This window comes from Rhodopila sp. (genome assembly GCF_035548095.1).
Taxonomy (GTDB): Bacteria; Pseudomonadota; Alphaproteobacteria; order Acetobacterales; family Acetobacteraceae; genus Rhodopila.
The window spans coordinates 33,799-58,938 of sequence record NZ_DASZUV010000017.1 but is presented as its reverse complement, the minus strand read 5'-3'; the positions used below and the strand labels follow the sequence as shown (position 1 = coordinate 58,938).

Below are 25,140 nucleotides of genomic sequence, written 5' to 3'. Positions count from 1 at the left end.
ACCCCCCTTGGCAATCGACCCCCCTTGGCAATCGACCCCCCTGGGCAATCGACCCCCCTGGGCAATCGACCCCCCTGGGAACTGACCCTTTGGGGAGCCGGCTTTGCGGGATTGCGGTTTTCCCCGCGATGCGGCTGATACTCGGCCAGGTCACGCCGTGCAGCGGCGAGCAAGGAAGACGCATATGGCACAGGGCCTGGACGGCATCATCGCGGCGGAAACCATCCTCAGCCACACCGACCCGACCAGGGGCATGGTGTGGGTGCGGGGCCGCGACATTCCGTCGCTGGTCGCCAGCCATGGTTTCGAGGGCACGGTCGCGCTGTTGTGGGAGGGTTTCGCCGGCACCGGGCTGACCCGTGATTCCGTCACCGCCACGTTCGGCCAGGCGCGCGTCGCGGCTTTCTCCACCGTCTCCGACTGGCTGCCCAACGCGGCGGGCCGCCCGCTGTTCGAGGGCATGCGCCAGGCGCTGGCGGCCCAGTCCGACGCGGCCGATGCCGCCGCCCTGGTGGGTGCGATCAGCGTCATCGTGCCGGCCCTGCTGCGCGTGAAGGCCGGTGCCCCGGTGCTGGAGCCCGATCCGACCCTGACCACCGCGGCGGACTTGCTGCGCATGCTGCACGGCGTCGCCTCGGCGCCGGCCAAGGTGGATGCGCTGGACACCTATTTCACCGTGATGGCCGAAAGCGGCCTGAGTGCCTCGGCGTTCACCGCCCGCGTGGTCGCCTCCACCCGGGCGTCGCTGGCCAGTGCGGTCCTGGCCGCGTGGTGCGCCTTCACCGGTCCGCTGCATGGCGGCGCGCCCGGTCCGACCCTGGACCTGGTGGACGCCGCCGAGGCCGCCGACGATCTGGAGGCCTGGCTGGAGGCCAAGCTGCGGACCGGTGAACGCCTGATGGGCTTCGGCCACCGCGTGTTCAGCGGCAATGATCCGCGCGCCGCCGCGATGCGCCAGGCGCTGCAGGCGATGGGACCCGAGGTCGGCCGCCTGGCCTTCGCGTCGCGCCTGGAGGCGGCGGTGGCGGCGGCGATCGCCCGCGTGAAGCCCGGCCGCGCCCTGCCGCCGAATGTGGAGATCATGGCCGCGCTGCTGCTGGATGCGGTCGGCATCCCGCGTGACGCGTTCACCCTGGTGTTCGCGGTCGGCCGCTGTGCCGGCTGGCTGGCCCACGCCATGGAACAGCAGAAGACCGGCCGCATGATCCGCCCGACCTCCCGCTATGTCGGACCGGAGGCGCCTGCCTGACGCCGGAGGCGCCCGCGCAAAACTCTCGCCTCAATGGGGTAGAATGTGCAATACCATGCCATCATTCGCCTGAGCGGGAGGAAGGAATGATCTTTCGTCAGGTCTTCGATGCCGTGTCGGGCACCTACACCTATCTGCTTGCCTCGCGCCGCGGGGGCGAGGCGCTGATCATCGATCCGGTTCTGGAGAAGGTCGACCACTACATCCGCATGATCCGGGAGCTGGATCTGAAACTGGTGAAGGCGGTCGATACCCATCTGCACGCCGACCACATCACCGCGCTGGGTGCGCTGCGCGACCGGACGCGTTGCGTGACGGTGATGGGCGAGCAGTCGAACGTCGATGTCGTGTCGATGCGGCTGTCCGATGGCGACACGCTGCGGATCGAGGGGCTGGCGCTGCAGGCGCTCTACACACCCGGGCATACGGACGACTCCTACTGCTTCCGCATGGAGGACCGGGTCTTTACCGGCGATACGCTGCTGATCCGTGGCACCGGCCGCACCGACTTTCAGAACGGCTGCCCACGGGCGCAGTATGAATCGATCTTCAATCGCCTGCTGACCCTGCCGGAGGAAACGCTGGTCTACCCGGCGCACGACTACAAGGGCGACACGGTGAGCACGATCGGTGAGGAAAAGCGCTGCAACCCGCGCCTGCAGGTCCGGTCGATGGACGAATATGTCGACCTGATGAACAACCTGAAGCTCTCGAACCCGAAAATGATGGACATCGCCGTGCCGGCGAACCAGGTGCAGGGGATGAACCAGCGCGACATCCTGGAACTGGGATGGGCCGTGATGGCGGAGCAGGCGAAGGGTCTGGTCGGTGCCCCGGACATCGTCCTGGTGGATTTGCGGGAAAAGACCGAACAGCTCCGGCACGGCCAGATCCCGGGCGCGCTGCACGCACCATACGAAGACCTGGATGAGGCGATCCAGCCCGGCGGAGTGCTGCACGCGCTGACCGCCGCCACCGGACGGCGCCTGGTGTTCTACTGCGCGTTCGGCGAACGCTCCGCGATGGCGGTGAAGGCGGCGCATGCCGCCGGGTTGGACACGGCATGCCACCTGCACGGCGGGCTGGATGCCTGGAAGAAGGCCGGGGGCCCGATCCTGCAGTAGAGCGAGCGGCCGCGGAGAGACCGGCTGCGGCCCGGACGCAGCCGCGGTACAGACGGCGCCCTGCCGGCACCGCCGTCTTACGGTGCGCCCATTGCATTGCCCCCCATTGCGTTGCCCCCCATTGCGTTGTCCCTGGCGCTGACCCATGCTGCCCCGCACGCATCCATACACGCTCGGCCTGTCCCCTTCATCGGAACGGAGAATCTCGCTTGCCTCATTACACGGCGATGCATTGGGGCATCTACGAGATCGACGAAACCGGACCGGACCAGATCAGCCTGAAACCCTACCGGAACGATCCCGACCCCAATCCGATCGGCCTGCACGTGCTGGACGGCGACCTGGCGCGGCTGCGCATCCAGCGCCCGGCGGTCCGCCAGGGCTGGCTGGAGGGCGGCACCGCCCATACCGGCACCGGCCGCGGCAAGGAACCCTTCGTGGAGGTCGACTGGCCAACCGCCACCGCGCTCGTTGCCCGTGAAATCGACCGGGTGCGAACGACGCACGGCAACAGCGCGATCTTCGGCGGCTCCTATGGCTGGTCCAGCGCCGGCCGGTTCCATCACGCGCAGAGCCATGTGCACCGCTTCCTGAACATGCTGGGCGGCTACACGCGCAGCGTCGATACCTACAGCCTGGGCGCCGGCCGCGCGCTGATGCCGTTCATCGTCGCGCCGATGGATGATCTCAGCGCCTCCCACACATCTTGGGAATTGCTGGAAGGCAATACGGAGCTGTTCGTGGCGTTTGGCGGAGTGCCGCTGAAGAACACGCAAGTGGCTTCGGGTGGGGCAGGAGAGCACCGGGCGCGCGCCGGCCTGGCCCGCCTGGCGGCGGCCGGTACGCGTTTCATCAATATCAGCCCGGTGCGCGACAACCTGGTCACCGGCGGACCTGTCGAGTGGATTCCCATCCGCCCCAACACCGATGTCGCGCTGATGCTGGGCCTGGCCTGGCAGGTGCTGCATGACCCACGCTTCGACCGTGGCTTCGTGGACCGGTACTGCGTCGGCTTCGACCGGTTCCGCCCCTATCTGACCGGCGCCACCGACGGCGTCCCCAAAACCCCGGCCTGGGCCGCAGCCATCACCGGCGTGCCGGTTGACCGTATCGTCGCGCTGGCGGACGACATGCTGCGGTCTCGCACCATGCTGAACTGCGCCTGGGCGCTGCAGCGCGCCGCGCATGGGGAGCAGCCGTTCTGGATGATCGTGACCCTGGCGGCCATGCTGGGCCAGATCGGCCTGCCCGGCGGCGGCTTCGGCGTCGGTTACGGCCCGATGAACACGATGGGCACCTCCCACCCGAAATTCCGCGGCCCCGCCCTGCCGCAGGGCACCAACGGCGTGGCGGATTTCATCCCGGTGGCCCGCATCGCCGACATGCTGCTGAATCCGGGCAAGACATTTACCTATTGCGGTGAAACGCGGACCTATCCCGATATCCGTCTGGTGTACTGGGCCGGCGGCAACCCGTTCCACCATCATCAGGATCTCAACCGCCTGCGCACCGCCTGGCGGCGTCCCGAAACCATCGTCGTGCATGAGCAGTTCTGGACTCCCACGGCCCGTCACGCTGACATCATCCTGCCCGCGACGACGTCGCTGGAACGCAATGATATCGGTTTCGCGACGCGGGAGGGCCACCTGATCGCCATGCGCAAGGCCACCGTGGCACCAGGCGAGGCGCGGGACGATTTCGCCATCTTCACCGATATCGCCAAGGCCCTGGATGCCGCCGGTGCCTATACCGAAGGGCTGGATGAATCGGGGTGGCTGCGGCGGCTGTACCAGGAAACCATGTCGCGCATCGCGGCGCTGGGCATCAACCTGCCGGATTTCGAAGCCTTCTGGGAGGAAGGTATTCTGGCGTTTTCGCGGTTCCGGCAGCCAACCGTGCTGCTGGGGGATTTCCGAGCCGATCCGGTCCGGCACAGGCTGGGCACGCCGTCCGGACGGATCGAGATCTTCTCGGAACGGATCGCCGGCTTCAACCTGCCGGACTGTCCCGGCCATCCGGTATGGCTGGAACCGTTCGAATGGCTGGGCGGCGACCAGGCCGGCGCGCACCCGATCCACCTGCTGTCGGATCAGCCCAGCCGCCGGCTGCACAGCCAGCTCGATCCCAGCCCGTACAGCCGCGCGGGCAAGATCGCGGGACGCGAACCGGTCTATCTGAACCCCGATGACGCCGCCCGGCGCGGTATCGTCGATGGTGATGTCGTCGAGCTGTTCAACGATCGGGGCCGTTGCCTGGCTGGTGCGATCGTCTCCGACGACATCATGCCGGGTGTCGCGCGGCTGGCGACCGGTGCCTGGTTCGATCCCTGGCAGGATGGCGGCGACCGCCATGGCAATCCCAATGTCCTGACCCTCGACCGCGGCGCCTCCGGCTTCTCCCAGGGCTGCAGCGCGCATACCTGCCTGGTGGAGTTTCGGAAATTCGAGGGGGCGTTGCCGCCGATCCGGGTCTTCACACCGCCGGTCATCCTGCAGAACGGTTTCGCATGATGCGCATGACGCGGAAGCCCGGTCGCCGCCGGTAGCGGAACCGGCCGACCGCATGTCGTTCGTCGCTTCAGGTACGGACTTCGCCATGGCGGGGCGGGCGGCGATGAGGCAAGCTCCCGGGATGGAGATGACCGCCGGCCGTCGCCGGCCTCAGACCGGATCCTGACGGTATGCCAAGCCCGCGTTCTGCCGCCAAGGCCAAGCCGTCCGCGCGACGGCGACAAGCCCCGCGCCCGCCCTCCGGCCATTGGCGCCTGCTCGGCTGGCTGTTGACCGCCCTCCTGGTGCTGGTGACGTTCACCCTCGCCCTGATTGCCGATACGGCCTCGGTGGCGCGCCTCGTCTGGGCATGCCTGGCCGGACAGCTGGGCACATCGCCGCAGATCGTCGTGGCCGGGCTGGCGGCGACCGTGCTGACGGCCTGTGCCATCGCCTGGTGGCCCAGCCGCCGGTCGTCCGGCCCGTCCGCCCGGCGGCAGGCAGGCAGCACCGGTGGCCGGTCCGGCGGCACCCGGGCAACGGCCGCGCGCAAGCCGGCCGAGCGGCGGAAGCAGACGCGGACGCACGAAGCGAAGACATGACCCGGTATCGGCCCGCCGGATTTGCCGTCGGGGTGACAGGCGGGACTATACTGCCTGATCAAGCAGAGGGGAGGCTGGCTCATGCCAACGACCAGGCGGCTGCCGCATCGTGCCCTGGGAACGGGCGGACTATCGGTTTCGGTGATCGGGCTTGGCTGCATGTCGCTGTCGGGCGTCTATGGCGCGGCGGATGACGCGGCATCGGAGGACCTGATCCGCTACGCGATCGACCAGGGCGTCGATCATTTCGATTCTTCCGACATGTATGGCTGGGGCCATAACGAGGCATTGCTGGGTCGCGCCCTGAAGGGACGTCGCGACCGGGTCGTGCTGGCGTCGAAGTTCGGCCAGACGCAGAATCCGGGCGGCGCGAACGGCGTCAATGGCCGCCCCGACTACGTCATCGCCGCGTGCGATGCCAGCCTCAAGCGGCTCGGCGTCGATGTCATCGACCTGTATTACCAGCACCGGGTTGACCCCGCCGTGCCGGTGGAGGAGACGGTCGGTGCGATGGCCAGCCTGGTGCGGCAGGGCAAGGTCCGTTTCCTGGGCCTGTCGGAGGCGCGCCCCGACCGTATCCGGCGCGCCCACGCGGTGCACCCGATCGCCGCGGTGCAGACGGAATATTCGTTACTTTACAGGGCCGAAGCCGAGGAGACGCGGCGCACGACGCGGGAGCTGGGGATCGGCTTCGTCGCCTATTCGCCGCTGGGGCGCGGCTTCCTGACCGGCGCGATCCGCAGCCTAGCCGACGTGGATGGCCGTCGGGCGGCGCATCCGAGGTTCCAGCAGGAGAATTTCGAGATCAACCGGGCGCTGGTGGCAAAAATCGAGGCGATCGCGGCCGGGAAAGGCTGCACCCCGGCGCAGGTGACCCTCGCCTGGCTGCTGGCGCAGGGCGATGATGTCGTCGCCATTCCCGGCACCCGCTACAAGAACCGGCTGGATGAGAACCTGGGCGCGCTGGACGTTACGCTGACGGCCGAAGAGGTGCGGCGCATGTCGGACGCCGTGCCCGTCGGCGCCACGGCCGGCACCCGCTATCCTGCCGGCGGCATGAGCGGCGTGTACCTGTAGGACGCGACCGGTAGGACGCCACCGGCGGGGGCGATCGCGTGAAACCCACCATTCTTGCTCACACGCTTATGATCGCACTTCGGCGCCGTCGTTGATCCGTCTCAAACACCATGCGGGCGGGCCGGTGGTAAATAGCGGCCTTGGGTCCACCACCAAGCATCGCGAAAGGGTTTACCCATGGCCAATGCACCTGTCGAAGTTCGCAAGCCATCCGAGCCGAGCGCCAATGCGCCCGAATCCTGGCGGTCGTTCCGGACGGAGCTCGACCGGCTGTTCGACCGCTTCGCCACGGATTTCCGCATGCCCTCCCTTGGTCGCCTGTTCGATGCCTCGCCGATGGGCCGGCTTGCGGCGGCCGGCATGGCCGTGCCGGCCATCGATGTGACCGAGGATGCGGAAAGCTTCAAGCTGACCGCGGAACTGCCCGGTCTGACCGAAAAGGACGTGGACATCAGCCTGGCCGACGGCATGCTGACCCTGAAGGGCGAGAAGAAGCAGGAATTGGAGCAGAAGGACAAGAGCTTCTACCTGTCGGAACGGTCCTTCGGGTCGTTTTCCCGCAGCTTTACCTTGCCCGAAACGGTCAACGCGGAAGCTATAACGGCGGCCTTCGACAAGGGTGTGCTGACCGTGACATTGCCGAAGAAGGCTGAAGCGCAGGCGGCGCCGAAGAAGATCGAGGTCAAGTCCAGTACCTGACCTCGGGCGGAGCGGTCCGCGGGGGCTGATCGCTGCGCCAAGGCGCGGGGGCCGGGTCATGCCCGCCCCCGCGCTGGCGCGTCATGGGATGGGAGCGATTCCGGTCGTGGTTCCCGTCCGGCTGGAAACGCGCCAGCCGTTGTTCGCGAACAGTTTCCTCACCCTGGAGATCGCTACGCGATCCAGCCGGGATTGCCCTGTGACCAGGATTGCCCCCGGGATTGCCCCCAGGATTGCCCTGTGAAAAGCTGGGAACCGGCGGCTGGGCAGCGATAAGCTGCTATTCCACTGCCCGCCTTTATTCCGCTGCCCGCTTCGGCGTCGCCGTCCTTTTGCCGGCCGCTTTTTTCTTGGCCGCGGGTGCCTTCTTGGCTCCGGCCTTCGGTGCGGCGGCTTTCTTCGGCGCCGCCTTTTTCACCGCCGGAGCGGCCGGCTTCCTCGCGGCGACGAGGGCGGCCGACTTCGCCGGTGCCTTGCCCTTGCGGCCGGCGGCCCCGCGCGGTTTCAGCGTCTTGCCCTTCTCGGCCAGCAGCGCCACCGCCTCATCCAGCGTCACGTCGTCCATCGATACGCCGCGCGGCAGGTTGGCGACCGTCTTGCCGTGCTGCACATAGGGGCCGAACCGGCCCTTGCGCACGGTCACCGTATCCTTGTCGCCTGGATGCGGCCCCAGGCTGCGCACGCTCGCCAGCTTCTTCGCCAGCAGGTCGACCGCGCGGTTGATGCCCAGCGACAGCACGTCGTCGTCCTTGTCCAGCGATCCGAACACCGCGCCCATCCGCACGAAGGGGCCGAAGCGGCCGATCCCGGCCTCGATCCGTTCCTGCGTTTCCGGGTGGATACCGACCAGGCGCGGCAGCGACAGCAGCCCGAGCGCCTGCTCCAAGGTCAACTGGTCGCCATCCATGCCACGCGGCAGGGATGTGCGCTTGGGCCTGGCCTTCTTGTCCTCGGGGTCCGCCTCGCCCTGCTGCACGTACAGGCCGTACGGGCCGCGCCGGACGGTGATCTGCTCACCGGTTTCGGGATGCTCGCCCAGGACGCGCATGCCGTCCTTCAGCGTCTCCCCACCGTCCTCGCCCACGTCGATGCCCAGCCGGCGCGTATATTGGCACTGCGGATAGTTGGAACAGCCGATGAAGCTGCCGTAGCGTCCCAGCTTCAGCCCCAGCCGCCCGGTGCCGCAGGCGGTGCACAGGCGCGGGTCCGAGCCGTCCTCCCGCGCCGGGAAGAAGTGCGGGCCGAGATCCTCGTCCAATGCCGAGATGACGTCGGAGATCTTCAGTTCGCGCGTCTGCTCCACCGCGCGGGAGAACTCGTCCCAGAAGGAGCGCATGACGCTGCGCCAGTTGAGCGAGCCGGCGGAGATGTCATCCAGCTTCTCCTCCAGCGCGGCGGTGAAGCCGGTATCGACGTAATGGTCGAAGAAGCTGACCAGGAAGGCGGTGACCAGCCGGCCACGATCCTCGGGGATGAAGCGCCGCTTCTCCAGCCGGACATATTTGCGGTCCTGCAGCACCGACAGGATGGAGGCGTAGGTGGAGGGCCTGCCGATCCCCAGCTCCTCCATCTTCTTCACCAGGCTGGCCTCGGAATAGCGCGGCGGCGGCTGGGTGAAGTGCTGTGTCGCGTCCACCTTGGTGCGCTTCAGCGGGTCGCGCTCCGCCATCGGCGGCAGCATCCGGTTCTCGTCCTCCTCCGCCGCGCCTTCCGGCTTGTCGTCGGTATCCTCGCGATACAGTTTCAGGAACCCGTCGAAGGCGACGATGGAGCCGGTGGCCCGCAGCTTGATGCCTTTGCCGTCGGTGACCTCGACGCTGACCTGGTCCAGCTCCGCCGACTGCATCTGCGACGCCACGGCGCGCTTCCAGATCAGCTCATACAGCCGCCGCTGCTCCGCCGTCAGGTTGTGGCCGATGCGGTCGGGTGCGCGGGAGACGTCGGTGGGCCGGATCGCCTCATGCGCTTCCTGTGCGTTCTTGGCGCGGGAGGTGTATTCACGCGGCGCACCGGGCAGGTAGCGATCACCGAACGCGTCCTTCACATGGTCGCGGATCGAGAAGATCGCCTCCCGCGCCATCTGCACGCCGTCTGTCCGCATATAGGTGATCAGGCCGGTCGTCTCGCCGTCGATATCCACGCCTTCGTAGAGCTGCTGTGCCAGCCGCATCGTCTGCTGCGCGCCGAAGCCGAGTTTCCGCGACGCTTCCTGTTGCAGGGTCGACGTGGTGAAGGGCGGCGGCGGGTTGCGCTTGACCCGCTTGCGCTCGACGGAGCCGACATGGAAGGTCCCGGCCTCCACGGCGGCCTTGGCTTCCATGGCGGTGGGCGCGTTGTTCAGGTCGAACTGGTCCAGCCGCTTGCCGCGCAGATGGGTCAGGCGCGCCGTGAAGGGGGCGCCGGCCGGGGTCAGGAATTCGGCCTCGACCGTCCAGTATTCGCGCGGGCGAAAAACCTCGATCTCGGCTTCGCGCTCACAGATCAGGCGCAGCGCGACGGATTGCACGCGCCCGGCGCTGCGGCTGCCGGGCAGCTTGCGCCACAGCACCGGCGACAAGGTGAACCCCACCAGATAATCCAGCGCTCGGCGGGCCAGGTAGGCCTCGATCAGCGGCTGGTCCAGCGTGCGGGGGTGCTCGATCGCCTGGCGGATGGCGTTGCGGGTGATCTCATTGAAGGTGATGCGCCGGACCTCGACGCCCTTCAATGCGTTCTTCTCCGCCAGCATGTTCTGCACATGCCAGGAGATCGCCTCCCCCTCACGGTCCGGGTCGGTGGCCAGGTACAGGGTCTTGGCGCCCCTCAGCGCCTTGGCGATGGCCGAGACCTGCTTGTCGCCGCGGGCATCCGCCTCCCAGTCCATGGCGAAATCCTCGTCCGGGCGGACGCTGCCGTCCTTGGGCGGCAGGTCGCGCACGTGCCCGAAGCTGGCCAGAACAGTGTAGCCGCCACCCAAATAACGGTTGATGGTCTTGGCTTTGGCCGGGGACTCAACGACGACGACGTCAGACATAAGGCGGGTGCGCTATCCTATTCGCATCAGGCCGGCAAGAGCGCGACGCGGTTTCCTGGCAGCATCTCTATACGCCCTGCCAGTTCCAGTTCCAGCAGAACCGCCATCGTGGCGGCCGGCGGCAAGTGGCAATGCCGCACCAATTCGTCAAGCGCCGTGCCGTCCGGGGACAGCAGGGACAGGATCATATCCGGCGTGTCGGGCGGCGGCCGCGGCGGCGCAACCGCCGCTTCCGCCAGCGAAAACCGCGGTTTCGGCGCCACCGGCGCGGCGGGCAGGTTGTCCAGGATGTCGGCCGCCGTCTCCACCAGGACGGCGCCCTGGCGGATCAGGTCGTTGCCGCCCCTGGCGCGCGGGTCCAGTGGAGAGCCGGGGACGGCGAAGACCTCACGCCCGGCATCCTGCGCCAGCCGCGCGGTGATCAGGCTGCCGGACCGCTGGGCGGCCTCGACGACGACGACGCCCAGGCTCAGCCCGGCGATGATTCGGTTGCGGCGGGGGAATTGCCGCGCCTGCGGTTCGGTGCCGACCGGCGCCTCGGTCAGGACCAGCCCGGCTTCGGCGATGCGCGCCTGCAGGGCGGCGTTTTCCGGTGGGTAGGGCTGGTCGAGACCGCCGGCCGTCACCGCGATGGTGCGGCCGGTGCCCAAGGCGCCGTGATGGGCGGCGGTATCGATCCCGCGCGCGAGGCCGGAGGCCACCGGCAGGACAGGGGCCAGCGCCGCCGCCAGGGATTCCGCCATGCGCCGGCCGTTGAGCGAGGCGTTGCGGCCGCCGACCAGGGCGATGCAACCGGCTTGCGCCAGGGACAGGTCGCCGGCGGCGATCAGGCAGGGGGGCGCGTCGTCCAGCAGGGCCAGCAGCGGCGGATAGTCCGCGTCGTCCACGAACACCAGGCGGCCGCCGGCCTTGCGGGTCGCCGCGATCTCCCGCCATGCCTGATCGGCCGATGGGATCGCGGCCGGCACCGTCCTGCCGCCGGCCCGCGCGAGGTGGGGCAGCGCGGAAAGGGCGGCGGCGGGGCTGGCATAGCGCTCCAGCAGCCGGCGATAGGCGATCGGGCCGACGCCCTCGGTCCGGATCAGCCGCAGCCGGTCGATGATATCCTGGAGATCCCGCCGATCGCCATTCTGTCGGCCATCGTCCTGCTGTTCGGTCCTGACCGGCATGGCGCCGCTCTCCTGCCCTGCGGCGGGCGGCGGGCCCGGCCGGTTGTCAGGCGGCCTCCGCCTCGCCCTCCGCCCGGCGCTGACCGATCCGCGGTTCGGTGCCAGCGATCAGGCGGCGGATATTCGCCTGGTGACGGATGAAGACAAGCACGGCGATGGTAAACGCCAGCTTAACGACGCCGGCATCATCGAAAACCGCGGCCAGGATCGGGGTTGCCGCGAAGGCGATCAGCGCGGCCAGGGAGGAGATGCGGCCGAACTTCGCCATCAGCAGCCAGATGACGCAGGCGCCGACGCAGACGGGCCAGCTCGCTGCCAGCAGCACGCCCAGGCCGGTGGCGACGCCTTTGCCGCCCTTGAAGCGCAGCCAGACCGGGAACATGTGCCCGACCACGGCCGCCAGGCCGGCGAGCAGCGCTGCCTCCCGCCCGCCCAGCCGCCAGGCGATCAGCACCGCCGCCACGCCCTTCAGCGCGTCCAGCAGCAGCGTGCCCGCCGCCAGCCCCTTGCGGCCGGTGCGCAGCACGTTGGTCGCGCCGATATTGCCTGATCCGACGTTCCGGATGTCGCCCAGCCCCGCAGCCTTGGTCAGCAGCAGGCCGAACGGGATGGAACCCAGCAGGTAGCCGAGGACGGTCAGCGCCAGCAGCGGGAAGGCCCCGGTCATACGCGCCGGCCCTATTCCGCCGCCAGCGTTTCGGCGGCCGGTACGCCGGTGGGAAAGCCGTCGATGCTGAACCGGTTCTTGTGCCGCCAATAGGCGGCCAGGCCGTCCTCGCCCTTGGCTTCGGCCCAGCGGCGCAGGGTCGGCCGTTCCGCCTTGTAGTCGAACAGCGGCACGCCATAGCCGCAACTGGTCTGCACGCGGTCGGTGGTCAACCGGACGATCTGCCGTGCGCCGGGCGGCGCCTGGTTGCCGAAGGCGGATTTCAGCAGCGCGTCATACTCGGCCGAGCCGGCCGGATGGGTGTGGCCATGGCCATACAGGCGCAGGATCATCGGCACTGAGGCGAAGCCGCAGAACATGATGGTCATCCGGTCGAGCTGGCGCAGATGCGCCGCCGTCTCATTGCCGCTGCCGGTTTCGTCCAGATAGGCGACGGCGTTGGGGTTGAGGATTCGGAGGCAGCCGGTCGGACGGGGCGAGATGTTCACCCGCCCGGTCGGCGCGGCGGTCGCCGTGAAGAAGATGTGCTGTTCCGCGATGAAGGCGGCGATATGCGGCTCGATCTGGTCGAAGAACTTGGCCATGGCGTCCCCTCGGGTCCTGCGGCGGCGGTGGGGAGTCTGTGACAGCAAAGGAGGCGGCGGGCAACCGGTGCCTGCGCCGCCGTCCGGCTCATCCGCCGGAGTGGTCTCTCCCGCCGGCCATGGCGCCACCGGGCACAGTCGCTTCCGCGCCGAGCGGGCCGCCAGGCTGCCGACGTGGGCGTGTCAGGCTGCGTGTGTCAGGCTGCGTACGGGGCGTCAGGCTGACGGTACGGGCTGCCGCCGCCTGTCAGCAGGGGCCCAGGCCGTTGCGGACGGTCGCGCCAGACACGATGGCCGCGGACCCGTTGCAGAAATCCAGGGACCCATTGCTCTGCTGCCAGACCGTGTAGCTGAACGCGGCCGTCCCGTAATTGTACGAGACCGTGTCGCGGCCGGCGCCGGCGATCGACCATGAACCGATGGTCGCGGACGGGTCGATACGGTCGCCGGGGCCCTTCTTGTAGTCGATGATGTCGCCACCGGCGCTGCCGGCGTGAAACTCCTGATTGGTCCAGGTTCCCGTCCCGCCGACGCAGACCGTCTTGCCGCCGAGCGCGGCCGACAGCGCGTCCCCCGTCAGCTGGGTCGCCGGTGCGCCGCATACCGCCAGCGCGGCTGTCGTGCCGGCCAGGGTCATGACCACGGCGGCCAGGGCCGTCGAGCGGAGGCTGCGGTGAAACGGCGGCATGATTCGTGTTCTTTCCTGCAACGTAAGGCAGCCGGAGCACTGGCCGGCATCGTTTGTCGACGTTAATGAGAATCGGATGGCAAAAACAATGTCAAATTTGTATAAAGACGAAAATATTCTCTATTCTTGAGAGCGTCCGCGGCCTGCACTCGCCTGGACAAACAGTTCGATGCCGCAAGCTGCCCCTATCGGTTGCGAAACATCGTCGCGCCGTGCCGGATGGGCGAGCCGTCGCATCGATATCCCTATCGCACCAATATCCCATGCGCCGCCGTGGCGGGCGAGCTCTCCTGTCCATCCAGACGGCCTCACCGGCGACAGGCGCCTGCCTGCCGCGACCCATCTCCCGCCGCGACCCATGTCCCGTCGGCGCCCATGTCCCGTCGCGACAGAGACCCGACCAGGTGCCGCCGGTGGCCTCACGGTCTCGTCGGCGCGGGCGACATGCACGCGGGACGCGGTTGCCAGCCGTAAATATCTGTCGCTACGCTCCGCCCATGCCCAGCACCGTGGCCGCCTCCGTCTGCCCGCACGACTGCCCGTCCACCTGCGCGCTGTCCGTGGAGGTTGTCGACGGCGTCCGCATCGGCGCTGTCCGGGGCGCCGCCGATAACAGCTACACCGCCGGCGTCATCTGCACGAAGGTGTCGCGCTATGCGGAGCGGATCCATCATCCGGACCGCCTGACCCGGCCGCTGCTGCGTACCGGCCCGCGCGGCTCCGGCCAGTTCCGATGCATCAGCTGGAATGAGGCGCTGGATCGCATCGCGGATCGGTTCGGCCATGACGCGGCGGCGTTTGGCTCCGAAGCGGTCTGGCCGTTCTACTTCGCCGGCACCATGGGGCTGGTGCAGCGCGACGGCATCAACCGGCTGCGCCATGTCATGCGGTATTCCCGCCAGAAGCTGACCATCTGCACGTCATTGCCCGAGATCGGCTGGATCGCCGGCGCCGGGCAGGCCCGCGGCGCCGACCCGCGGGAGATGGCGCGGTCCGACCTGATCGTCGTCTGGGGCGGCAACCCTGTCTCCACCCAGGTCAACGTGATGACCCATATCGCCAGAGCGCGGAAGGAGCGCGGGGCGACGCTGGTGGTGATCGACCCGTACCGGTCGCCCACTGCGGCGGTGGCGGACATCCACCTGGCGCCGCGGCCGGGCACCGACGCGGCGCTGGCCTGCGCGGTGATGCACGTCGCCTTCCGCGACGGGTATGCCGACCGCGATTACATGCGCGCCTACACCGACTGCCCGGACCGGCTGGAGGCGCATCTGCGCGACCGCGGCCCCGCTTGGGCCGCCGGCGTCACCGGCCTGCCGGTCGAACGGATCGAATCCTTCGCCGCCCTGTATGGCCGCACGCAGCGCAGCTTCATCCGCATCGGCTACGGCTTCGCGCGCAGCCGCAACGGCGCCGCCGCCATGCACGCCGTCTCCTGCCTGCCCGCCGTCACCGGCGCCTGGAAGCACGAAGGCGGCGGCGCGCTGTGGTCCAACCGCGGCATGTACGGCATCAACAAGATGCTGATCGAGGGGTTGGATTCCGTCGACACCACGATCCGCGTGCTGGACATGAGCCGGATCGGCAGCGTGCTGACCGGCGACCGGACGGAGCTGGGGGACGGGCCGCCGGTCACCGCGATGCTGATCCAGAACCAGAACCCCCTCGACGTCTGCCCCGACAGCAACCGCGTGCGCCGTGGCTTCAGCCGGGACGACCTGTTCGTCGCCACGCATGAGCAGTTCATGACGGAAACGGCGAAATGGTCCGACATCGTGCTGCCGGCGACGATGTTCCTGGAGCATGACGACCTGTACCAGGCCGGCGGCCACAGTCACCTGCAGATCGGCCGCAAGCTGATCGAACCGCCGGGCGAATGCCGCTCCAACCACGAGGTTCTGCAGGGCCTCGCGAAACGGCTGGGCGCGCGTCATGCCGGGTTCGAGATGACGGCGATGGAGATCGTCGACGCCACGCTGCGCGCCTCGGGCTATCCCGGTGCCGACGAGCTGCTGGCCAGGCGCTGGCTGGACGCGATGCCGCCCTTCGGAAAGGCGCATTTCCTGGACGGCTTCCCGACGCCCGACAAGCGCTTCCATTTTGCCCCTGACTGGCGGGCGCTGGGTGATCAGCACGGCGTCATGCCGCCGCTGCCGGACCAGATGGACAACGTCGAATCCGCCCACCCCGACGCCCCGTTCCGCCTCATGACCTCGCCCGCTCGGAGCTTCCTGAATACAAGCTTCACCGAGATGGCCTACACGCGGAAACGGGAAGGAAGGCCGACCGTGCTGATGCATCCGGCCGACGCCAGGCGCTGCGGGATCACCGAGGGCGGCAAGGTCCGGCTGGGCAATGTGCGCGGCGAGGTGGTGCTGCACGCCAGCCTGTCCGAAGGCCAGCAGGAAGGCGTGCTGGTGGCGGAAAGCGTCTGGCCGTCCGATGCGTTCGAGGGCGGGATCGGCATCAACGCGCTGACCAGCGACGACCCCGGCCCGCCCTGGGGCGGCGCGGTATTCCATGACACCGCCGTCTGGCTGCGGGCAGAGGCGGCGGAAGTGCCGCTCGCGGCGGAGTAGGCGAAGCCCGGCTATCGGCGCCGGCGGATTAAAGTTGGAATGCGATCGCCTGAAGCCGGCGGTGGAAAGACGTGAATCGCGCTGTTGAATCAAAGAGGTGGCAAAGCATGGCAGGGCCAGCATGACCCTGCCATGCCCTATTGCTCCTTCCCGCCAGCCAGCCGCCGATACACCGTGCCCAGGCCGATCAGCGCCAGCCCCAGGCCCAGGAAGGACAGCACCCGCCACAGCCCCTCCAGCCCGCTCATGTCGACGATGAAAACCTTCGCGGTGCTCAGCGCGACCAGCGCCAGGCCGGCCAGCCGGAGCGCCTTGTCGTGCCGGCGCAGGCCGACCAGCAGCAGCGCCGCACCGAAGGCCAGCCATGCCGCCGACCAGGCCCATAGCTCCGCGTCCAGCACACCGGCCGTCAGGTCGATGTCGGGCCCGTGCCAGAGGTGCCGCAGTTCCAGCGTCAGCCAGGCGAACGCGGCCGCCAGCGCGTACACGCCCAGCACCCGGCGCAGCCAGCCGGGGTGGGCGGTGGCGGGATGCCGCATCGCCCAGGCGGCCAGGACGGCAGGCAGCAGGTAGGCCGGCAATAGCCAGTCCAGCAAAGGCCAGGATCCGGCCGGCGACCCGTCCAGCGCCGGGTTGGCCGGCCCCAGCAGCAGCACCGCGCCGGCCAGCGCCGCGGCCCCCTGCACAAGCCAGGCGGCCCGCAGCACCGGCCGGTTCAGGCGGGTCGCCAGGTGCATCGTGGCCACCGCCAGGATGCCCAGCGCCGAGACATGCAGCGCCGCCTCGCCGAACCCCGCCTCGCCGCCGGTCAACGAGCCGCCGCCGGCCGTCAGCCGGATTTCCAGCGCCACCAGCACCGTGGCGAAGGCAACCGCACCGAGCTCCAGCCCGGCGACGACCAGGTCGTCGGCTCGCCGCCGGAACATGCGGGCGGCGAGCCAGAAGGCGGCAGCAGGGATGCCGTAGGCCGGGATCAGGCCGTTCAACACGGGGATGGTCCCGAACGCGTAGTCCAGCACATACCAGTTCGCCAGCAGCCGGATCAGCACCAGCGCCGCCACCGCCAGCGCCACCCGGCGCAGCGGCGGCAGGTCCGCCTTCGCCTCCACCCAGGCCAGCGCCGGCAGCACCAGTGCGACCGCCAGGGTCAACCATTGATCCGCCAGCAGCATGGCGCAGCCTAGCGACAGCGCGGCCACGGCGCCGGCAGCGTGCACCCCGGCGATCTGGCGATGCAGATGGGCGCCTGGCGTTTCGTCGGGAGTGCCGCCGCGGAAGACGGCGGCGCCGCGGATCGCCAGCGCCGCCACGCCGGTCAGCCCGGCCGCCAGGGCAAAGGCGGCGGCCGCCCAATCGGCCCGTGTCTGCAGCAGGGTCACGCGCCAATAGCAGATGGCCAGGGTCAGGACCGGCACGGCGGCGGCCAGGCTCGCCCAGGGCAGCGGTTGCGCGCGGCGGTCCTGGAACCATAGCCCGCTGGCGGCCAGGAAGCCGGCGGTCAGCGCCGCGCAGCCGATCAAAGCACGCGCCTGGTCCGGGCCCCAGCCGGGCGGCGGCGTCAGCCAGGCGGACCATGTGGTGACATCGACCGCCCAACCGGCGAACAGCAGCAGCGACAGGGCGGCGGCAAGGAAAGGCAGGCGCCGGAGCCGGGGTTCGGTCGCGGCTTTGGCAACGGTGATCGGCACGAGCAGCAGCAGGCCGGCCCGCGTCTCCCAGCCTTGCAGGTCGTTCGCCAGCGCGAGCCCGGCCAGCCCCAACACGCCCACTGGCACCCAGGCCAGCCGGCGGCCGATCCGATGGTTCAGCGCCGCGCCCGGCAGCAGCGCCAGGTTCAATGCGGCGGCGGCTGGCACGAACAGGGCGGGGGCCCAGGCGTCGACCCCGGGTCCCATGGCCAGCGCCACCAGAACCCACAGGGCACCGGCCAGCGTGGTGGACCAGGCGAGCCAGATCCAGGCCGTATAGCGGACCACGCCCAGCGCCGCCGCCGACACGGCCAGCAGATAGACAAACAGCCCCGGCATCGACGGATGCTCGGTCTGCACCAGGGCCGGCGTCGCGAAGGCGCCGACCAAGCCGATGGCCGCCACCAGCGGCCCGTGCAGCAGCGCCAGCGCCAGTCCGGTGATCGAGACCAGCCCCATCAGCGCGAAGCCCAGCAGCGGCGGGATCAGTCCGTACAGCACTCCGGCACCATAGGCCGCGCCGAACAGGGCGCCGACGCCGCCCGCCGCCAGGGCGGATGGCGCCAGGTCCGGGCCGAACCGAGCGGTGGCGGAGGCGGCCGGCGGGGGGCGGCCTGTCCCATCGCTCAGGGAGGCGGCACCGGATGAGGTGTCGGCAAGACCGGCCGGTGCCTCGGGACGCCGTCGCAGCCATTCGGCGGCGGCGACCAGGGCCACGCCCAGCAGGGCGGCAAGGGTGCAGCGGACGGCCGGACCGAGCAGGTCCTGCTCGACAGCGTACCGGACCAGAAAGACCGCCGCCATCAGCAGCGCGGCGGCACCGGCCCAGGTGCCCCAGCGCGTGGTCAGCATCGCCTCCAGATCGCGCCGCGGGCGCGGCGCGTCGGCGGGCTGACCGGCGGGCGATGCCGCTCGTTCCACCATGGCGTCCGCGGCCACCGGTCCGGCAGGCGCCGGCTGCGTATCGGACAGCGGCGCGGACACGGCTTCTGGCATCGGTCCGGCCTGCGTGGCGATGGCGGGGCCAGCCGCTTCACTGCCCGCCCGAGCCCTTGTTGCCCGAGCCCTTGTCGCCTCGTCGGCTGCCGCCGGAATCGACCGCGCCGCAGACAGCTCGGCCGCCTGGTCCAGGCGCGTCCGCAAGAGTCTCAGCTCCGCCAACGCGCGACCGGCGCGGACGAATCCGATTACCCCCAGGACCCAGCCCGCGACAGCGCCGAAGCCCAGCAGAATGAACACCGCATCCTCATCCATGCGTCCATGGTCCCGTAGCCCGCCGCGTCGCGTCAACGCGCGGGGCCGCGCTATCCGGACGCCGGCGATCACACCGCCGCCAGCAGCTCCGCCGCATCATTGCGGACATTGTTGACCGCCGTGCCCACCCGCCACACCCGGAACATGGCTTCGGATGGCCGCAGCAGCCCGGCCACGTCGCCCTCCCGCTCACCCAGCCAGAGCGGCCATGCGTCGGGCTCCAGCACCACCGGCATGCGCTCATGCAACGGGCGCAGCGTCTCGTTGGCGTCCGTGGTGATGATGACGAAGCTGCGTATGACGGTGCCGTCGGCGCCACGCCACCCCTCCCACAGCCCGGCAAAAATCATCGGTTGCCCGTCCGCGCGGGCCACCGCGTGCGGGATCTTGCCGCCCGCGACCACCTGCCATTCATAGAATGCGTCCGCCGGCACCAGACAGCGCCGTTTGCGTGCATAGGCGTCCCGGAACATCGGCGTGCTCGACAGTGTTTCGGACCGCGCGTTGATCGACAGCCGCACCGTCTTGGGATCCTTCGCCCAGTGCGGCACCAGGCCCCAGCGCAGCAGGTCCAGCCGCCGCTCCCCCGTCGCGGGGTGGCGCCGCACCACCGGCGCGTCACGGGTGGGCGCCATGTTCCAGGTCGGTGCCCAGTTCGGTGTCGGCCCCACCGTATCGAGCAGGGCGACCAGCGCCTCGGCGGGCAGGGAGGAGACGTAGCGGCCGCACATCGGGTGCTCTTTCAGCCAGGAAAGCCGCCGGCTAGCATGCCCGCCGGATTCGCGGGCGAGCAAGGGAGGCAGGCCCATGACGATCGGGACCGGAACAGGCGGGACAGGAACGGACGGGACAGGAACAGGCGGGGCGGGCAGGACCGCGGTGGTCACCGGCTCATCTTCCGGCATCGGCCAGGCCGCCACCGCTCGGCTGCTCGCGGCCGGCTGGAGTGTCGCCGGCCTGGACGTCAATGCCGAGGATACTGGCGGCTGGGCGAACGGTTTTCAGGGCATTCGCTGCGATGTGGGTGATGCGGACTCGGTTGGGCGGGCCTTCGCCCGCGTCGGATCGCCGCTGCATGCGGTGATCTGCTGCGCCGGCGTGCTGCGCACCGGCCCGCTGGACTCCGTCGCGATCGAGGATTTCGACCTGGTGATGAGGGTGAACCTGCGCGGCACCTTCCTGTGCGCGCAGAAGGCGCTGCCGGCGCTGCAGGCGAGCGCCGTGCCGGACGCGCCGACGCGGATCGTGCTGCTGTCCTCGATCGCCGCGCTGCGCCCGAAAGTATCCGGTGGCGTCTATGCCGCGTCGAAGGCGGCGGTCAGCCAGTTGTGCCGGGTGATGGCGGCCGAGTGGGCGCCGAAGGGTGTGCTGGTCAACGCCATCGCGCCCGGGACCGTCGATACGCCGATGGTACGCGCGGTATCGAACCCGAACGCCGCCAGCGGCTACCGTCCGTCCGGCGTGTCACCGGTGGGACGGATCGCGCAGCCGGATGATATCGTCGACCTGATGATGTTCCTGCTCTCTGACGGAGCTCGTTACATGGCGGGCACGACGATTCCGGTCGACGGCGGCACCCAGGCCGCCTTCATCCCGCCCGGCGTCGTCTCGGATGCCCCCTTGGGCGGCGCATGATCCGGCCGCCGCTGCCTCTGGTCCTGGTTCCGGTCCTGCTGCCCCTGGTCCTACTGCCCCTGGTCCTGCTGCCCCTGGTCCTGGTATCGGCCGCGCTGCCGGCTCGGGCGCAGGACAGGGTCGTCAACATCTACAACTGGACCGACTACATCGATCCGGCGGTGCTGGATCAGTTCACCAAGGAAACCGGCATCAAGACCCGCTATGACGTGTTCGACAGCCTGGAGACGCTGGAGGCGAAGCTGCTCGCCGGGCATTCCGGCTACGACGTGGTGGTGCCGAGCAATGAGCCGACGTTTTCGCGGCTGATCAAGGCGGGCGCGCTGGCGGAGATCGACCGGCCGAAGGTGCCGAACTGGAAGAATCTCGATCCCGCCATGATGAGGCAGGTGGAATCCTCCGATCCCGGCAACCGGCACGGCGCGATCTATCTGTGGGGATCGATCGGGCTGGGCATCAATTCCGACAGGATCAAGGCGCTGGCGCCGGACGCGCCGCTGGATTCCTGGTCGTTGCTGTTCGACCCGCACTGGGCGAAGGCGCTGGCACCGTGCGGCATCGTGATGATGGATTCGGCGATCGATGTGGTCCCGTCGGTGCTGCATTACCTGGGCAGGAACCCCAGCAGCGGTGATCCGGCGGATTTCGCCGCGGCGGAAAAGACGCTGATGGCGATCCGCCCGTATATCCGCACCTTCGCCAGCGGCGGCGCGCTGGAATTGCTGGCCAATGGCGATGCCTGCCTGGTGTTCGATTATTCCGGCGATGTCGCCCAGGCGGCCACCCGCGCGGCGGAAGCGAACAAGGGCGTGCGGGTGGAATATGTGGTGCCGAGGGAAGGCGCCGAGATCGGCTTCGACATGCTGGCCATGCCCGCCGACGCGCCCCACAAGCCGGAGGCGCTGGCCTTCATCGACTTCGTGCTGCGGCCCGAGATCATGGCGCGCATCACCAACCTGACCCGCTACCCCAACGCGATCCCGGCCACGCGGGCGCTGGTGGACCCGGCATTGTTGTCCGACCCGCGGGTCTTCCCGCCGCCGGATGTCGCTGCCCGTTTCTTCACCATCACCCAGTCCGGCCCCGCCGCCGATCGCGCCAGGACCCGCATGTGGGCGCGCTTCAAGGCGGGTGGCTGAGGGTTCGTGGCCGACCGGCGGACGCCGTTGCTGACCATCTCTGGCGTCACCGTCCGCTATGGTGACCACCTGGCGCTGGACCGGCTGGACCTGACGGTGCACCGTGATGAGCTGTTCGTGCTGCTGGGTGGCTCCGGCTCCGGCAAGACGACGTTGCTGCGCGCCATCGGCGGCTTCGTCCGGCCACAGGCGGGGCGGATCCTGCTGGACGGTGCCGATTTGTCCGTGCTGCCGCCGCACAGGCGGCCGGTGAACACCATGTTCCAGTCCTACGCGCTGTTCCCGCACATGACCGTGGCGGCGAATATCGGCTTTGGCCTGCGCCAGCAGGGTGTCGGCCACGCGGAGACGCGGCGGCGGGTGGAGCAGATGTTGGCGTTGGTGCGGCTGGAGGGGTTCGGCACGCGCCGCCCGGCCGAGCTGTCGGGCGGCCAGCAACAGCGCGTGGCCCTGGCCCGCAGCCTGGCACCGCAGCCCAGGCTGCTGCTGCTGGACGAGCCATTCTCCGCGCTGGACGAGAATTTGCGCATGGAGACGCGCGCCGAGTTGGTGCGGCTGCGCCGGTCGCTGGGGATCAGCTTCGTGCTGGTGACGCATGACCAGCAGGAGGCGTTGACGATGGCGGACCGCATCGGCGTGATGCGGGATGGGCGCATGGCTCAGATCGGCACGCCGGCGGTGCTGTACGAGCAGCCGGCCGACCGGTTCGTCGCCGGCTTCCTGGGTGCCGCGAACATCTTGACCGGCATCGTCGCCGCGGACGGCGTCACCGTCCTGCTGCCTTCCCTTGGCGCGCAGGTCACCGCCGCGCGCCCGGCCGCACCCGGGCCCGCCTTGCTGGCATTGCGGTCGGAACGGCTGCGGATCGGCGGCGCCGGTGCACCGAATGGCCTGGACGGGATCGTCACCGACATCGCCTATGCCGGCGAGTCGCTGTCGGTCCGCGTTCGCATGGCGGATGGGTCGGAGCTGCGCGTGGTGCGCGGGCTGGCGGATGGGCTGGCGTCGGGGGCGGTGGCGATCGGCACGCCGGTGCGGGTGGGCTGGGAGCCGGATGCCTGCATCCTGCTGCCGCCATGATTTTCCGGCGGGTGATGCTGGCGGTGCCGGCGCTGTGGCTGCTGCTGATGATCGGGGCGCCGCTGGCGATCGTCGGGTTGATCGCCTTTGCCCAACCGGCGGACGGCATCCCGCCCTATGCGCTGGGGCTGTCGCTGGACAGCCTGGCGCTGGTGGCGACCGACCCGCTGTACCGGGATGCGCTGCTGCGCAGCCTGTGGGTGGCCGGGATCTCGACGCTGATCTGCGTGCTGGCGGGCTTTCCGATGGCGCTGGCGATCAGCCGGGCGCCGGCGCGCTGGCAGAACGTGCTGCTGATGGCGGTGATGCTGCCGTTCTGGACCGGCTTCCTGATGCGCATCAACGCCTGGATCGGCATCCTGGCCGACGATGGCTGGCTGGTCCGGCTGCTGGGCGGGCACCGGCTGCTGTTTACCGACACCGCGATGTATATCGGCATCGTCTATACATACCTGCCTTTCATGGTGCTGCCGCTATATGCCCGCCTGGCCCGGCTGGATCCGGCGCTGATGCAGGCCGCCGCCGACCTGGGTGCCCCGCCGCGCGTGGTGTTCGCGCGGGTGATCCTGCCGCTGTCCATGCCGGGGGTCGCCGCGGGCATTGGCCTCGTCTTCATCCCGGCCATCGGCGAATACGTGATCCCCGCGCTGCTAGGCGGACCGCAGGCGCAGCTGATCGGCCAGGTGCTGTGGCAGGAATTCTTTTCCAACCGCGACTGGCCGACCGCGGCCTCGGTCGCGGTGTGGCTGCTGATGGTGCTGGTGGCGGTGCCGGCCTGTGTCATCGGGCTGGGGCGTCTGCTGTTCGGGCGGCGGCTGGTGGCCGGTCAGGGCTGACCGCCGCACGCCGCCGTTGCGTCGGCCGCCGGTTTCGCGGACAACCCCGACTCATCATGGACCCGAACGCGCCCGCCCTGACCCTGCACAACAGCCTGAGCCGACGGGATGAGCGGTTCCAGCCGATCGACCCGGCCAATGTCCGTATGTATGTGTGTGGTCCCACCGTCTACGACCTGGCGCACCTCGGCAACGCCCGGCCGGTGGTGGTGTTCGACGTGCTCGCGCGCCTGTTGCGCGTGCTGTACCCGCGTGTCACCTACGTCCGGAACATCACCGACGTGGACGACAAGATCAACGCCAGGGCCAAGGAAAGCGGCGAGCCGATCGGCGCCATCACCGCCCGCACCACCGCCGACTTCCACGCCGACATGGCGGCCCTGGGCGCCCTGCCGCCGGACCGGGAGCCGCGCGCCACCGGGCATATCCCGGACATGATCGACCTCATTCAGCGCCTGATCGCTCGCGGCCATGCCTATGCCGCCGAGGGGCATGTGCTGTTCGCGGTGGCCTCGGACCCGGATTACGGGAAGCTTTCCGGCCGCAGCCAGGAGGAATTGCTGGCCGGCGCCCGCGTCGACGTCGCCCCCTATAAGCGCGATCCGGGCGATTTCGTGCTGTGGAAGCCCTCGACGCCCGACCTGCCGGGCTGGGACTCGCCCTGGGGCCGCGGCCGGCCGGGCTGGCATATCGAGTGCAGCGCCATGTCCTGGAAATACCTGGGCGAGACCTTCGACATCCATGGCGGCGGCAGCGACCTGATCTTCCCCCACCATGAGAACGAGCTCGCACAGAGCTGCTGCGCCTTCCCCGGCAGCCATTTCGCCCGCACCTGGGTGCATAACGGCATGCTGCAGGTGAACGGCGAGAAAATGTCCAAGAGCCTGGGCAATTTCTTCACCGTCCGCGATGTGCTGGCCAAGGCGCCCGGCGAGGCCATCCGGCTGCTGCTGTTGCGCACCCATTACCGGGCGGTGCTGGATTTCACCGACCAGGGCCTGGCCGAGGCGAGGCGGGAGCTGGACCGGTTCTACCGCGCGCTGTCCGTCCATCCGGACGCGACGGTCGGCGATGTCCCCGAACCGGTGCTGGCGGCGCTGTGCGATGACTTGAACACGCCGCTGGCGATCGCCCGGATGCGCTCCCTGGCGGACGCCGCGCTGGCCGGCGATGCCGCCGCCGCGGCCGGCCTGCGTGGGGCGGCATCGGTGCTGGGCCTGCTGGGGCAGTCGCCGGAAGCCTGGTTCCGCGGCGGCGTCGACGATGCCGCCGCGATCGAGGCCGCGATCGCCGCCCGCCTCGCCGCCCGGAAAGCCAGGGATTTCACGCGCGCCGACGCGATCCGGGCGGAGCTGGCGGCGAAAGGGATCCTGCTCGAGGATGGGCCGAAGGGCACCACATGGCGGCGTGCCGGGTAACGGGGCCCGGGGCTGAGATGACGCGGACTGAGATGAGGCGCGCTGAGATGAGGCCGGGGCCGGCCATGACGAGGGGAGAGCGCCGAGGTACGGCGCCAGCACCGGCGGCGGTGGCGCCCGGCGGGCGCTGCGCCGAGCGGGGGCGGCGCC

General features: G+C 69.6%; 19 protein-coding genes. 12 read left to right on the top strand and 7 right to left on the bottom strand.

What is annotated here, in order from left to right; genetic code table 11:
- Positions 1 to 184: 184 nt before the first annotated feature.
- The 6 genes from VHC04_RS13665 to VHC04_RS13640 all read left to right on the top strand — a co-directional run bounded on the left by VHC04_RS13665 (position 185) and on the right by VHC04_RS13640 (position 7,240).
- A complete protein-coding gene (locus VHC04_RS13665) occupies positions 185 to 1,249 on the top strand; it encodes a citrate synthase (protein WP_325682110.1) in 1,065 nt (354 codons plus the stop codon).
- Positions 1,250 to 1,335: 86 nt separating this feature from the next.
- The gene (locus tag VHC04_RS13660; RefSeq protein WP_325682108.1) at positions 1,336 to 2,373 is read left to right on the top strand and encodes an MBL fold metallo-hydrolase; all 1,038 of its coding nucleotides are present in this window, start codon (positions 1,336 to 1,338) and stop codon (positions 2,371 to 2,373) included.
- A 209-nt stretch (positions 2,374 to 2,582) separates the two neighbouring features.
- A complete protein-coding gene (locus VHC04_RS13655; RefSeq protein ID WP_325682106.1) occupies positions 2,583 to 4,883 on the top strand; it encodes a molybdopterin-dependent oxidoreductase in 2,301 nt (766 codons plus the stop codon).
- Positions 4,884 to 5,152: 269 nt separating this feature from the next.
- On the top strand, positions 5,153 to 5,464 hold the full coding sequence (locus VHC04_RS13650) for a hypothetical protein (protein ID WP_325682104.1): 312 nt from the start codon (positions 5,153 to 5,155) through the stop codon (positions 5,462 to 5,464).
- A gap of 81 nt (positions 5,465 to 5,545) precedes the next feature.
- Positions 5,546 to 6,541 (top strand): aldo/keto reductase, encoded by a 996-nt coding sequence (locus tag VHC04_RS13645; protein WP_325682102.1) that lies wholly within the window; start codon positions 5,546 to 5,548, stop codon positions 6,539 to 6,541.
- 177 nt (positions 6,542 to 6,718) lie between these two features.
- Entirely contained in the window at positions 6,719 to 7,240 is a 522-nt protein-coding gene (locus tag VHC04_RS13640) for an Hsp20/alpha crystallin family protein (protein ID WP_325682100.1), read from the top strand.
- A 298-nt stretch (positions 7,241 to 7,538) separates the two neighbouring features.
- Here the strand turns inward: VHC04_RS13640 and topA are convergent, their stop codons facing one another.
- The 5 genes from topA to VHC04_RS13615 form a co-directional block, all read right to left on the bottom strand.
- A complete protein-coding gene (gene topA / locus VHC04_RS13635) occupies positions 7,539 to 10,253 on the bottom strand; it encodes a type I DNA topoisomerase (RefSeq protein WP_325682098.1) in 2,715 nt (904 codons plus the stop codon).
- A gap of 26 nt (positions 10,254 to 10,279) precedes the next feature.
- Positions 10,280 to 11,422: a DNA-processing protein DprA gene (gene dprA, locus VHC04_RS13630; protein WP_325682096.1), complete on the bottom strand. Its 1,143-nt coding sequence runs from the start codon at positions 11,420 to 11,422 to the stop codon at positions 10,280 to 10,282.
- 46 nt (positions 11,423 to 11,468) lie between these two features.
- Positions 11,469 to 12,089, bottom strand: a complete 621-nt coding sequence (plsY, locus tag VHC04_RS13625; protein WP_325682094.1) for a glycerol-3-phosphate 1-O-acyltransferase PlsY — start codon at positions 12,087 to 12,089, stop codon at positions 11,469 to 11,471.
- 11 nt (positions 12,090 to 12,100) lie between these two features.
- A complete protein-coding gene (locus VHC04_RS13620; protein WP_325682092.1) occupies positions 12,101 to 12,673 on the bottom strand; it encodes a pyridoxamine 5'-phosphate oxidase family protein in 573 nt (190 codons plus the stop codon).
- A 247-nt stretch (positions 12,674 to 12,920) separates the two neighbouring features.
- Positions 12,921 to 13,361, bottom strand: a complete 441-nt coding sequence (locus tag VHC04_RS13615; RefSeq protein ID WP_325682089.1) for a hypothetical protein — start codon at positions 13,359 to 13,361, stop codon at positions 12,921 to 12,923.
- Between the two features lie 497 nt (positions 13,362 to 13,858).
- Between VHC04_RS13615 and VHC04_RS13610 the strand changes: the two genes are divergently transcribed.
- Complete coding sequence (locus tag VHC04_RS13610) at positions 13,859 to 15,940, top strand: molybdopterin oxidoreductase family protein (RefSeq protein ID WP_325682087.1); 2,082 nt, start codon at positions 13,859 to 13,861, stop codon at positions 15,938 to 15,940.
- A gap of 137 nt (positions 15,941 to 16,077) precedes the next feature.
- Here the strand turns inward: VHC04_RS13610 and VHC04_RS13605 are convergent, their stop codons facing one another.
- Together VHC04_RS13605 and VHC04_RS13600 are read right to left on the bottom strand one after the other, a co-directional pair.
- Entirely contained in the window at positions 16,078 to 18,882 is a 2,805-nt protein-coding gene (locus VHC04_RS13605) for a DUF2339 domain-containing protein (protein ID WP_325682085.1), read from the bottom strand.
- 68 nt (positions 18,883 to 18,950) lie between these two features.
- Complete coding sequence (locus VHC04_RS13600; RefSeq protein WP_325682083.1) at positions 18,951 to 19,613, bottom strand: SOS response-associated peptidase; 663 nt, start codon at positions 19,611 to 19,613, stop codon at positions 18,951 to 18,953.
- Between the two features lie 76 nt (positions 19,614 to 19,689).
- On the opposite strand from VHC04_RS13600, the gene VHC04_RS13595 reads away from it, so the two are divergent.
- The 5 genes from VHC04_RS13595 to cysS are packed head-to-tail and all read left to right on the top strand — an operon-like array spanning position 19,690 to position 24,990.
- Positions 19,690 to 20,517, top strand: a complete 828-nt coding sequence (locus VHC04_RS13595; protein ID WP_325682081.1) for an SDR family NAD(P)-dependent oxidoreductase — start codon at positions 19,690 to 19,692, stop codon at positions 20,515 to 20,517.
- Positions 20,514 to 21,656, top strand: a complete 1,143-nt coding sequence (locus VHC04_RS13590; protein WP_325682079.1) for an extracellular solute-binding protein — start codon at positions 20,514 to 20,516, stop codon at positions 21,654 to 21,656. Before VHC04_RS13595 ends, VHC04_RS13590 begins: the two co-directional genes overlap by 4 nt.
- 6 nt (positions 21,657 to 21,662) lie before the next feature.
- On the top strand, positions 21,663 to 22,736 hold the full coding sequence (locus VHC04_RS13585; protein WP_325682076.1) for an ABC transporter ATP-binding protein: 1,074 nt from the start codon (positions 21,663 to 21,665) through the stop codon (positions 22,734 to 22,736).
- Positions 22,733 to 23,572, top strand: a complete 840-nt coding sequence (locus VHC04_RS13580) for an ABC transporter permease (protein WP_325682074.1) — start codon at positions 22,733 to 22,735, stop codon at positions 23,570 to 23,572. The genes VHC04_RS13585 and VHC04_RS13580 overlap by 4 nt, the downstream gene beginning before the upstream one ends.
- Before the next feature lie 56 nt (positions 23,573 to 23,628).
- Positions 23,629 to 24,990 (top strand): cysteine--tRNA ligase, encoded by a 1,362-nt coding sequence (gene cysS, locus VHC04_RS13575; protein WP_325682072.1) that lies wholly within the window; start codon positions 23,629 to 23,631, stop codon positions 24,988 to 24,990.
- Positions 24,991 to 25,140 lie beyond the last annotated feature (150 nt).